We start from the raw sequence: 12,161 nt of genomic DNA, 5'->3' as shown, positions 1-12,161 counted from the left end.
CTAATGTTAGTGCTAATTTTGAGGATTCGCTAATACCTCTGGTAGCAGAACTTGCAACCAAGCGCCACCAGTTTGCGGATGATTCATTGCTTTGATTGTTCCGCCGTGCGCTAAAACAATCTGTCGAGCGATCGCCAAACCCAAACCACAACCTGTACTTACAGGACAACTGGGATGCGTGAACGTTTCTTGGCGCGTGCGCGAGGGATCGCCTCGGTAGAGTCGATCGAACACGTGAGGTAAATCGGTGCTAGGAAAGCCTGGACCAGAATCAATAATATCAATTTGTACTTGCTCGGCTGCGAGCATACTGAGACTGAGCTTGACTTCAACTTTTCCTTGGGGAGGGCTGTATTTGATGCTGTTATCAAATAAATTCAAGAACAAGCGAAAAAGTCGCGATTCATCAGCGTTGAGCCATACGGCTTCAGGTCCAGAATAACTCAATTGCATCTGTTTATTTTTCGCCAAAGGTTCGAGCGTTTCCCACACAGCGCTGATGAGCGATCGCAGTTCGACGCGTTGGCGATTTAACTTACTGTTGGCTTCGAGTTGATTAAGTTCTAACCAGTCTTGAACTAAGTTGATTAGGCGATCAATTTCCGGAAGAATACGCGCCGCCCAACGTTGAAGTGGTGGCTGTAACTGATCGTGCAAAGTTTCGGCGACAAGACGAATTGAGGTGAGGGGTGTTTTTAATTCGTGGGCTAAATCTGAAAGTGTGCGATCGCGGGATTGCGCGAGTTCTACTAAAGGTTGGCGATTTTCAATAAAAACACCGACTCTTCCTTCTGGTAACGAATAACCAAAAGCTCGTAACGTGCGGGATTGGGCTTCGCCGGGGGATACTGCATTTGTGGAAGTTGGATGAAATACCCATTCTTTGACTTGTGGCTGTTGCTGATCGCGGGTTAGTTCAATTAAATAATCCAATTCATATGATCGCACAAGTTCTAGAAGCAGCCTCACTTGTCTTGGGTTCCACTTTTGAATGTTTAATAACTGCTGTGCTTGGGGATTACAGCATAGCAATTGATTTTCTTCATCGACTTCTATGTAACCTATGGGTGCAACTTCTAAGAGATATTTGCTCAAGTCAATTTTTGCTTGTAACTCGGCGTTGTGTTCTTTTTGCTTGAGAATTGCCCGCTGTAGTAAATTGATAGAAGGTAACGAAATTTCTGTTGCTTCTGAAGGAAGCCTGTGTAATACTTGCCGCAATCTTTTTTGGAATTGGGTATATTGCCATAACCAAATCCCAAGTCCTATCGCTAGTCCCAATAAGAATTCTAACAACGCTATTAAAGTCACGAACTTGTAAGCTATTAGCTACTAGCTTATCTATTTTGGCTAGGAAGGGATCAGATTGAGAAGCTATTACTAAAAGTTACTATTCCTACCCGAAGCGGTAGCCGAAGCCGCGTACGGTGATGATATATTCAGGATGGCTGGGATCTTTTTCTAATTTTTCGCGTAGCCAACGGATGTGAACATCGACGGTTTTGCTGTCTCCAATAAAATCTGCGCCCCAGACTTGATCGAGTAATTGTTCGCGCGACCAAACGCGGCGGGGGTAGGTCATGAATAGTTCGAGTAAACGAAATTCTTTAGGAGAAAGACTTGCTTCTTCACCGCGTACCGTGACGCGACATTCTTGCGAGTAAAGCGTGACATCTTTAAACTGAAGTAGCGGTAATTGCGGTAAGCTATTGAAGCGCTGGCGACGCAACAAAGCACGACAACGAGCAACAAGTTCGCGCATACTAAAAGGTTTGGTGAGATAGTCGTCGGCTCCTACTTCTAAACCTAAAACGCGATCTGTCTCGCTACCTTTTGCACTCAGAATGAGGATAGGGATTTGATTTCCTTGATGGCGGAGCAGGCGACAGACGTCTAAACCGTTCACTTGCGGTAACATTAAGTCTAAAATCAGCAAGTCATAAGGTACTTCGCCTTGAGTTGCCTCGGAAGTTGGTAGCATAGATAACGCTGTTCTGCCATCAGCCGCAGTTGCGACCATATAACCTTCAGCCTCTAGCGTGAGAACTAGCATTTCGCGGATTAACTCTTCGTCCTCTACAACTAAGATGCGGCTCATTTGTCCAATTTCTGCCCTCGGAGGACACTTGGCTGGTTCAAGAGTAAACATCAATCAAATATTTCGCGAGTAGGCTGCATAATTATTATCCACCTCTGATGGTATACGTGGTTATCCTACTTATGAAATTAATATACAAATTTATTTTGAAAGAAATTTATGTAGATTGTCTGGCGGTTGAAACCGCGACAACATAGACAAAACCCATTTTCATGGGTTTGTTTAAATTAGAGTTAGCCCACGCAGGTGGACTTAGGTTGTAAAGCCGCAACTAAATTCGCTAAGCTTCAATAAGAAAAAGCAAGACTAGGTTTCCACAGCGCGGGGATAATTCTTTCGCTTGCCATTCTAGCACCGGATAAATTACGGGCTACAGGTCCAATTTGGAGCGCGGCGAGTCCACCAGTGATGAATAATTCGCAACCCGCCCAGCGTAAGTGCGGATCGAGGACTGGTAAACCTTTGGCGGTGGAAATCGGATAATGTTCGATGATTTCTGTGAGTAAAGGTTCAGAGGTGATGTCGATTTTGGTTCCTGTGGCAAGCCAAATGCGATCGCACTCGTGTTTACTGCCATCGTCACAAATAATCTGCCACGCCTTATGCCATGTTGCAGATAATACTTGACATTTCTCCATTATTTTGATATTTTGCCGGCGCTGGGCACGGCGCAGTTGTAGCATAATCGCGGGTGTTAAAGAACCGCCGTTTCTGGCGTTTTGAATCGTTTCGGCGCGGGTTTCCCAATCCGGTTCTGCCCAAAAGTTTTTGAGGTATTTTGGTCCTAGCCAACCAGGATCGGCATCGAAGAGTTTTTCTTGCAGATTGCGGCGTGACATCAGTATGACTTTAGCACCACGAGCGATCGCGCCTAAAGCTAGGTGTCCGCTGGTTAATCCACCGCCGACAATGAGTATATTTTCTCCGTGTAGTTGTAAATGACGCAAATCGACATGACGCGAATGGCAAAGTCTGTCTTGCGGGTAGGGTGATGCGATTTTTTGCACCCAAGCGGGAATTTGCGGCGTACCGCTACCTGTCGCGAGAATGACGCGTCGTGCCACAATTGAGTGATCCAAGTTGTCTAACCAGAGGCGAAAGCGCGATCGCAAGTTTGGTTTAATCGGTTCAATGCGAACCACTTTAGCAGCGACAATGTGTTGTTGCAATGACCAACGACGAATTAATTCTTGGCAAAAATCTTGAAATAATAAGGTTCCTGGAAGATCGTAAGGCGGGTAAAGTTCGTGCGATCGCGATTGCGCAAATTGTCTTAAAGCATAAGGATTCGGATCGGGATGATGCACTGCAGGCGATCGCAAATGTGGAATCTCAAACGCGCTAAATTGATTTTGCCATTGTTGCATCCAAGTGCCACTAGGATCGAAGACTAATAACCGCTGACGTAACTGCTGGCGTTTTTGCAATAAGTGCGTCACGACAGTCATTGCATGAGGTCCCGCGCCAATGATGGCAATATCTGTGTAATTAGGTGGTGAGGTTGCCGCCATATTCGATGTCGATTTGTGTCATAATTTTTATGCAATGATAATCATTATCATATTGTGAAGCAATTAATCACTGCGGTGGCTGGTCTTCCTGGTGTAGGAAAGACCGATTGGATTCGCCAGCAATTTACGCAAAAACCCACTTTGTATTTTTCACCAGCAACGCGGGTTGGAATTGACCAAACTCGTTTAGCAGCGGAGTTTCCTTCTGTGCAATTTTTAGCTGACGACCAACAAGCACAATTGTGGAATTTACTTGCTTCAGGTGTTACGGCTTACTTGGAGTTAGGATACCACTTAGACTTAGCCCAAATAGCGCCGATTCTCGATACTCGAGACTGTCATCGCGTAGCGATTGTTCCTGCGAGAAGGCAAGCTGCTGATTGGGAAGAATGGGCAGATGAGATTGTTGAAGGTTCATCAACAGCAACGGATGCAACTGCGTTATGGGTTGCGAATACGACGGGTCATGTCATCGATCCTGATAGTTTAGAGGTTTTTTGGGATGAACTTACTCAAGGCGCTTACGGTACAGTATCGCGCGCCAAGGGGATTTTTGAGCTTGCGGATGGGTTATCGGTTTATGGTGACTTTGTTGCAGGGAGAAAACCGCAATTTGATGAGTTAAATTTACCACGTTGGCTGGAGGGAAGACCGCAGCGCCTCAGCGGTATTGAAGTGTGGGGAAATCAATTAGATGAAAATGCGATCGCTCAAACTTTTCAAGATTGCTGTTTATCAGATGCTGCGATTCGCCACTACCAGCAACAAGTAAAAGAAATGCTAATTGAGGAGGCTATAACATGAAATTAGCCGTTATGTCGTGCATTCATGGAAATTTACCTGCATTAAATGCAGTTTTAGCGGATATTGCCCAACAGAAAGCTGATAAAATCTATTGTGTTGGCGATCTCGTTGGTTATGGTCCTTATCCTAACGAAGTCGTAGAACGCATCCGCACGTTAAATATTCCGACGTGTGCAGGTTGCTGGGATGAAGATGTTGTTGAAGGACTCAATGCGTGTGACTGTAGTTATCCTTCATTATTAGCCGAAAAACGCGGCATGGCTGCCCATGCGTGGACAAATCAAGAAGTGACGCCTGAAACACGCGAATTTTTAGCGCAATTACCGCATAGTTTGCACGAAGGTAATTTATGCTTCGTTCATGGTAGCCCTTACAGCGCGCATGAGTATCTGTTACCTGAAATGGATGCTTTTGTAGCAATGGAACGAGTACTTTCGACAGGGGCGGATGTGCTATTCTGCGGACACACTCACGTACCTTACGTGCGATCGCTCGATAATGGACAATTGCAAATTCGGATTACCGGTCCTAGCGTTGATTCAGAACAACAGTTAAATTTTACAGCGCCTTTCAAGCAAATTGTGAATGTCGGTTCAGTCGGCGAACCGCGTCACGGACGCCCAAACGCGACTTATGTTCTTTACGATACTGAGACGCAGCAGGTAGCGCTACGCGAAGTTGCTTACGATTACCAAAAAACTTGTGCTGCGATCGTCGAAAAAGGTTTACCGCCTATTTTTGCGTGGCGTTTAGCAAGAGGATTGGAATATGCAGAAAAAGCGGAAGATCCCACGCATGTGTGCGTTAGGTAACGGGTAATTGGTAATTGGTTTAATTGAAATTATGGGTTACTGGGCAATTTTAAGTGGTGTTGAAGGTAATCTTGCAGCTTATGAAGCTGTGCTTGGAGATATTCGACAAAGGGATGTAGAAGAAATTTATATTTTGGGGGATTTAGTCGGACCACACGCAGACTGCGAAAAATTAGTACAGCGAGTTCAAAATCCTCGTCAAGGAGAACTACCGCCGCAAGTATGCAAAGGATGGTGGGAAGAACAGTGTTTGATTTTACATGGTGTGGGTGCGACTGGAGATGCGAGTGAGTTAATGCATAAGTATGGCGCTGAAATTATCGAAGTTTTGTGGAAATCTGTTTCGCGTCAAACCGTAGAATGGCTACGCAAGCTTGATTTTGGTTTTCACGATTTGGATTGCTTATTAATTCACGGTAGTACTTTAGGTGTTGATGATGAATTAACTCCCGAAACACCTGCGCCGCAAATGCTTGATCGCCTTCTACGCGGAGAAGCCCAAACGTTATTCTGCGGGCGATCAGGGTTGGCGTTTCAATATCAGGTGCAATTTGGTTCAATTACAGCAAGTGTCGCAACGTTGGATGCGCAAGAACCACCCTGCGCGATCACCACACAGCCACGCCAAGTTATTGGGGTAGGTAGTGTTGGCAAATTGCCAGAAATTGCTATTTATACTTTGTTTGATCCTGAGGTTAATCGCGTACAGTTTAAAACTGTTAATTACACAGTGAAAAAAAGTTACTAACAGGCGCTGATAGTAATATTCCCCTGTACAAAAGGTTCCTTTAATATTTCTGTCATCTTCCATTGGTCGTATGTTCCTAGAACTATTTTTTGCCTTATGTATAAAAATCAGACTTAATTGAGAATTTTTTTCATTTACCTTGCTTTTTCGACTCAACGAATCTATACTCAATTCCAAGCAATATCCACACTCCTCACTTTTTAAATCCAAATGCTATGGCTTTTGTAACTCACACCCCAACGTCGCCGGCTAATTGGAGTCAGTTTACCTTCAGTCGTGGCGACAAAATTCCATTGCAACCAAATGTCCTACTACGTATTGAACGCGGGGCTGTACGTAGCTTAACTTGGAGTGAAGAAGGTACAACAGTAACGCTTGGTTATTGGGGTGCTGGGGATGTCATAGGTCAACCTTTATCTCGCATTCAACCTTATCAAATTGAGTGCTTAACCAGTGTCGAGGTGACTTATGTTCCCGCTTTACAGTGGTGTCAGATCATCGATAATATTTTACGAAACGTACAGCAAGCGGAAGAGTTACTCTGCATCGTCCGCCACGAACGAATACCCAATCGTTTACTGCAACTTCTATCTTGGTTGGCTAGCAAGTTTGGGCGTAGCGTTGACCAAGGACAGTTAATCGATTTACGGCTGACGCACCAAGAAATTGCTGAAGTGATTGGCACAACGCGAGTCACGGTAACGCGAATGCTAGCACGGTTTGAGGAAGAAGGTATTATTTACCGCCCTCGGCGTCATTTTATTTTGTTGCGTCGGGTTTAGGGTTCTCCGACTGAAGTCGGCGCTATCTAGCGATCGCATTCATGCTATGAACCTTTTTGTAAAATAATGATTATCATTTTTAAGTCAAATACTGAGCTTATGTCTTCACAAGTTGTTTCAACTCATGCAACATTGACAACTGATGCACCGATAATTCGCCCGCGCCGCTTGCGCCGGACGCCTGCATTACGGCGGATGGTATGCGAAACACAATTGAGTGTGAAGGAAGTTTTCCTTGGCGTTGCGGAAAGAGTAATGATATTTTTGCCAAAAAAATGGAAGAATGAAATGCTTCTATGGCAACTCGAGTCAGAGCGGTCAAGAACGGACATCGCCAGGGTAGGCAGTGCTACAGGTGTAAGCAATGTGGTTGCTAGTTTCTGGAGTGCTATCGCCCCTGGAAGGACTCAGATGATGTTAGGCAGCAGTGCATCAAGATGTACTTGAATGGAATGGGACTGCGAGGCATTGAGCGGGTCAGTGATATTCACCATACTACAGTGATGGGTTAGGTTCGAGAAGCCGGATTAAAGTTGCCAGATATGCCCGAGTCGGAATCGGAAGATGAACCTGAGATTACTGCTCTAGATGAATTACAAACGTTTATAGGTGACAAGCAGCATAAAATCTGGTTGTGGACGGCGGTAAATCATTGGCAACCAGGAATTATTGCCTGGACAATTGGCGATTGATCGTAGTTCAGCAACGTTTCAATTACTGTGGGTAGTCATGAAGTGTTGGCAGAGCTTTTGGGACATTACAGATGGTTACGCTGTCTATGCGCAGTTGATGGATGGCTCTCAACACATAGTCAGTAAAACTTACATGACACGGGTGGAAGGGGAAAATACGCGGCTCAGGCACTACTTGGCACAGATGCATCGTAAGACTCTCTGTTACTCCGAGTCAGTAGAGATGATTGAGTGTTCCATCCGGCTATTGTTGCACTATCTACGATTTGAAACTGTACCACTTTTCGCTTAAATCATTACTCTTTCCGCAACGCCCAACGCCGCCACTGGTGGACCAGATTTTCCCAGCTTTCTTTCACTTCAATTGAGGTTGCACCAGCCATCAGCACAGGAGACTAAACAACTCCTCTCAGATTAATACATCTGCCTCGTCCTCTATTTAAATTGGTATCACTTAGAACAATACCTGTCAAAATGACTTTGGTAGACTACTAGAACATCACCGCAGGCAGGCTATGGCATTTCAGAGGAACAGATAAAAGCGGCTCAAGCAGATTCATCCCGTTCCTTGATCGATAGCTATTGGGACAGCCTACAAGCGTGCATTCAGTTAGCCTACTTGGCACATTAGCACCTTATTCTAACCTCTGGTTTTGTGCCTGTTGTGGATGGTGTGACGGTGAGTGCCCTCCAACGTCTGCAAAGGTTGAGCCACTAGGGGCAGCAGATATTGGTGTTTTGTCCGGATTATTGATCGTTAGAGTCGATCTGACCAAATTGGGAAGCGTATACGAGGGAAATTCTACCGAGTATGAGAGTGGTGAATCTTCCCAGCGTTCCGTTTATGGGGGTAGAGTTTGAGCAAAATGCGGGAAGGCAAGCTTATCCAATTCTGCTACATAAATTGCAACAATTTTCTCCTGATATCCTTCTCCTCAAGAAACCATATTTGCTTCGGAGAGGGAAAAAAAAATTTGGGCAACTCCTGCATTATCTCCACCCATGGCGCTATATCTGATGCAGGATGCAGGCGCAATCGCCTGACATTCACAATACGGAGTTGCGATTGCGTAAACTTGCTGATACAAATTGCGTGATATCAACTTGCTGCATTTTTTGGGCAAGCCAATTTTCAAATAATTCATCTTGTAAACGACGGCGCATCGATTTATCAAGTCGTGCGGGAATTAACTTTTCCAGACGAATAATCACCACCCATTCGGCTAGAGGACGCGGTGCCCAAATTTGTCCAGCTTGGCTGACAGAGAGCAGTTTACTAATGGCAGGATGCGGCTGTGCTAAAGGCACAGGTCCCAATAACCCACTTGTTTTAGCTTCTGCACCTTGCGAGTATTCGCGGGCTAACTCGGCAAACGATTGTTCGCCTTCTAAAATCCGAAAGTAAATTTCTTGTGCTAACCCCATATCTTTCGTCCGAATCAGAGAATATACTACCTGATCGAGATGTGCTTTGCGGGTTAAGAAATAGTTATCTACTTTGGGTCCCCAAACTGTGGTTTTGTGCTTTTCTAGTAACAGAGGTCGAAGCGCAAGTTCGTGCATTTGCGTTAGGGTCATACCTTGTTGCTTGAGCCAAGTTTCGCGGGTTGTAGAGGTAATTTGGTGTTGCGCTTCAAAGGCTTTGATCGCGGTTTGGCGTTCCTCATCGGTGTAAGCTACATTAGCGATCGCATTGTCTATTATTAGGTTGCGCGCTAACTGCGGCATGAGTTGATAACGGCTTAATAAATCTAAAACTGCATCAACTTGGTCTTGACTACTCGTTTGCATAATTCCTGCTTACAAAATCATCTTCGATGTTTGCCTGAAAGCTTGATGCGGATAACATCAATGAACTAATAGGTTTAGGACACAACAAATATGCCCCTCATGACTACATTGCTGAAGGACTATAATACGAAAATATCCGCGTGTGTTATGTCTAAACCTTTTGGTAGGAGTGCAAACTGTACTTTCTGAGTTGCGCCTGTACCATCCTCATCAAAAAACAACGCGCCAGTGTTGTGGTTATAGATAAAGCGCTGATCGGTGTTCGACGCGGCTTGACCGATCGCAAATTGGGCGGCGCTAATGTGCGTCCCGCGATTCAACTGACAGTTGACACCAAAACCAACACCTGAATTAGGTGCGATCGCATAGACAGCAATTTGATCTTCGCCAACGACAAAATCGGTAATTTTATCGACTCCTTGAAACGGTTCATAGAAGCCAAATTCGTCACGCCCTGCGCCACCGGTGAGAACATCATCGCCAAAGCTGCCAAAAAGCGTATCGTTACCCGCGCCGCCAATGAGAGTGTCATTGTCGGAACCACCTCTGATGTAATCGTGACCATCACCGCCGTTGAGTGTACCGCCTCCTTCTAGTGTGTCGTTACCCGCGCCACCAAACAAAAAGTTAGCCTCGGCACCAAACTCCATGTCTCGCAAAACATCGTCACCCGCACCGCCTATCAGCGTATCGTTACCATATCCGCCTTGGAGTGTGTCGTTACCAATTCCACCATCGAGGCTGTCATCACCGAAACTACCATTTAATTTATCGTTACCCACGCCACCAAAGATCGTGTCATTGCCATCATCACCTTCAAGCGAGTCATTGCCATCACCACCTGCGATGAAATCGTCTCCTTTGCTACCGTTGAGCGTGTCGTTACCATCGTTACCGTAAAGGCGATCATTACCAAAGCTAGCGTCAATTTTGTCGTTACCTAGCCCACCTAATAAGATATTGTTGCCACTGTTGCCATAGATAATGTTGTTGAGAGCATTACCAGTGCCATTGATATTACCTTCGCCACCTAGTAATAGGTTCTCAAGATGATTACTTAAGGTGTAATTGACGGTTGATTCAACCCAATCCACACCCTCATTCGCCAATTCAATAATGGAATCTTCAATACTGTCAACAATGTAATAGTCATTGCCCGTACCACCGACTAAGGTATCATTTCCCAAACCGCCATCTAGGTAGTCTGTACCTGCACCACCGTATAGTATATTATTAGCATTATTGCCAACAATGTCATTGTTTAACGTATTACCCACTGCAAAGCTAGGAGTGTTGATACTATTTGCTGTAGTGTTTAACGGATTATCAACACCTATTAGCCCGTCCTCAGTTCCATTATCGATGAGGACTAAATGTTCTACATTTTCGCCGAGAACATAACTGATTGAAGAATAAACAATATCAACACCTTGGTTTGGTAACTCAACAATGACGTCATTCGCACTATTAATAATGTAAATATCATCACCTATTCCGCCGACTAAGGTATTATTGCCCAAGCCACCATCAAGCGTATCATTGCCAGCTTTGCCGTAGAGTTTATTATTACCATTGTTGCCAACGAGAAAGTTGTTTAAAGAATTTCCTGTACCATTTAGAGGCTGATCGCCAATAAGAAATAAGTTTTCTACATTATCAGTTAAAGTGTAATTAATCGAGGCATAGACTGTATCTATATCTGCATCAACAATTTTTATATTCCAGTTTTCATCAAAAATTTCTAGTGGATTAATTTTCTCAATGACGACATCGCTACCACTGTCAATGAGGTAGACATCATTACCAATTCCACCTGCTAGAGTGTCATCGCCGTACCCACCATCTAAGACATCATCACCCGCGTTACCGTAAAGCTTGTCGTTACCGCCACCACCATGAAGATGGTCGTGACCATCTCCACCGTATAAAGTATCTTTACCAGAACCACCGTAAATGCTGTCGTCGCCTTTACCGCCTGAGAGTAAGTCGTCGTTGGCTTCTCCGTAGAGGCGATCGCTGCCGTTACCTCCTTCTAGTGTGTCATTTCCTGTACCACCATAAAGAATATCTAGCCCTGCACCACCTACTAAGCTGTCATCTTTTGTACCGCCATAAATCGTATCGTTGCCCGCATTACCTAGCAAAGTATCGTTTCCTGAAGGACTTGCAGCATTATCGCCTGATGCCCAACCGAAGATTCGATCTGCACTCGCAGTGCCTTTTCTTAGGTCAGGTTTCCTCGTACCATGAATAATTGACATATTTTCTCCTGCTTTCCCTCAACCATATTTAAGGCGTAGATTTGATTGATGATTTACGACATCATGTCAAACTCGCACTTTCCGCTTTGATTTAATTTTTTCTATAAAGGTTTCAGGGCTAATGCAGATTTTTCTGCAAAAAACGCTGACTAACATGATTCTCAAGAACCGTTTGAAATAACTTCTTTTGCACCCAAGAGCTATTTTCTTTCTGAAATAAATCTCACCTTATGGGCTATCAAACACTGGTATAAAAAGATGCTAATCTTACTTTAGAGACTGATAAAGAGGATTGCTGGATTTTTCATAAACAAATACTTTAAAATAGATTGAATCATTTCTAGATTATCCTAAAGCTATATCCTAAAGCTAAAATAGGTAAATCCTCCTGATATCAGAATCGCTAAATATTAAAGTATTACTTTTGATTCGTTAATTGTATAAATTTTATGTAAAGACTTGATGAAAAATTTATGAACATTAATTAATCTTTTAGTTTTAGAAAACGCGAGCTAAATCAGTTTATAAATAAATGATAAAATTGCATCTATCAAAAAGTAGAAATTTAGTGTTTGTCTTAATTAATAATTAATACCCGCAAGGATAAGCACAATCGCTTTATGTGTATGACATAAAAAATCCCCATGCAGAGGATGGGGAAC

Annotated in this window: 10 protein-coding genes and 1 pseudogene; 5 read left to right on the top strand and 6 right to left on the bottom strand. The window is 44.1% G+C overall.

Annotated features, from left to right (window positions below):
• Window positions 1-12: 12 nt before the first annotated feature.
• The 3 genes from NIES1031_RS11090 to NIES1031_RS11080 all read right to left on the bottom strand — a co-directional run bounded on the left by NIES1031_RS11090 (window position 13) and on the right by NIES1031_RS11080 (window position 3,609).
• A complete protein-coding gene (locus NIES1031_RS11090; protein WP_236738803.1) occupies window positions 13-1,311 on the bottom strand; it encodes a sensor histidine kinase in 1,299 nt (432 codons plus the stop codon).
• Window positions 1,312-1,396: 85 nt separating this feature from the next.
• Window positions 1,397-2,149 (bottom strand): response regulator transcription factor, encoded by a 753-nt coding sequence (locus NIES1031_RS11085; protein WP_073549458.1) that lies wholly within the window; start codon window positions 2,147-2,149, stop codon window positions 1,397-1,399.
• 236 nt (window positions 2,150-2,385) lie between these two features.
• Window positions 2,386-3,609: an FAD/NAD(P)-binding protein gene (locus NIES1031_RS11080; protein WP_073549457.1), complete on the bottom strand. Its 1,224-nt coding sequence runs from the start codon at window positions 3,607-3,609 to the stop codon at window positions 2,386-2,388.
• A 54-nt stretch (window positions 3,610-3,663) separates the two neighbouring features.
• Between NIES1031_RS11080 and NIES1031_RS11075 the strand changes: the two genes are divergently transcribed.
• From NIES1031_RS11075 to NIES1031_RS11060, 4 genes are all read left to right on the top strand, one after another.
• Window positions 3,664-4,413 (top strand): GTP-binding protein, encoded by a 750-nt coding sequence (locus NIES1031_RS11075; RefSeq protein WP_236738802.1) that lies wholly within the window; start codon window positions 3,664-3,666, stop codon window positions 4,411-4,413.
• Window positions 4,410-5,225, top strand: coding sequence for a metallophosphoesterase family protein (locus tag NIES1031_RS11070; protein ID WP_073549455.1), 816 nt, complete (start codon window positions 4,410-4,412; stop codon window positions 5,223-5,225). The genes NIES1031_RS11075 and NIES1031_RS11070 overlap by 4 nt, the downstream gene beginning before the upstream one ends.
• A gap of 31 nt (window positions 5,226-5,256) precedes the next feature.
• Window positions 5,257-5,973, top strand: a complete 717-nt coding sequence (locus NIES1031_RS11065; RefSeq protein ID WP_073549593.1) for a metallophosphoesterase family protein — start codon at window positions 5,257-5,259, stop codon at window positions 5,971-5,973.
• Window positions 5,974-6,188: 215 nt separating this feature from the next.
• On the top strand, window positions 6,189-6,755 hold the full coding sequence (locus tag NIES1031_RS11060; RefSeq protein WP_073549454.1) for a Crp/Fnr family transcriptional regulator: 567 nt from the start codon (window positions 6,189-6,191) through the stop codon (window positions 6,753-6,755).
• 97 nt (window positions 6,756-6,852) lie between these two features.
• Here the strand turns inward: NIES1031_RS11060 and NIES1031_RS24880 are convergent, their stop codons facing one another.
• Entirely contained in the window at window positions 6,853-7,026 is a 174-nt protein-coding gene (locus NIES1031_RS24880) for a hypothetical protein (RefSeq protein ID WP_218596758.1), read from the bottom strand.
• A 25-nt stretch (window positions 7,027-7,051) separates the two neighbouring features.
• On the opposite strand from NIES1031_RS24880, the pseudogene NIES1031_RS11055 reads away from it, so the two are divergent.
• Window positions 7,052-7,739, top strand: a pseudogene (locus tag NIES1031_RS11055) (IS1 family transposase).
• A gap of 755 nt (window positions 7,740-8,494) precedes the next feature.
• Here the strand turns inward: NIES1031_RS11055 and NIES1031_RS11045 are convergent.
• Both NIES1031_RS11045 and NIES1031_RS26230 read right to left on the bottom strand, forming a co-directional pair.
• Window positions 8,495-9,238, bottom strand: coding sequence for a peptidylprolyl isomerase (locus NIES1031_RS11045; RefSeq protein ID WP_073549452.1), 744 nt, complete (start codon window positions 9,236-9,238; stop codon window positions 8,495-8,497).
• A gap of 119 nt (window positions 9,239-9,357) precedes the next feature.
• Window positions 9,358-11,499, bottom strand: coding sequence for a calcium-binding protein (locus NIES1031_RS26230; RefSeq protein ID WP_073549451.1), 2,142 nt, complete (start codon window positions 11,497-11,499; stop codon window positions 9,358-9,360).
• Between the last annotated feature and the right edge of the window lie 662 nt (window positions 11,500-12,161).

The organism is Chroogloeocystis siderophila 5.2 s.c.1 (genome assembly GCF_001904655.1).
In the GTDB taxonomy this organism is placed as follows: domain Bacteria; phylum Cyanobacteriota; class Cyanobacteriia; order Cyanobacteriales; family Chroococcidiopsidaceae; genus Chroogloeocystis; species Chroogloeocystis siderophila.
The sequence above is the reverse complement of the archived record's forward strand: the minus strand, read 5'-3'. Positions and strand labels throughout refer to the sequence as shown.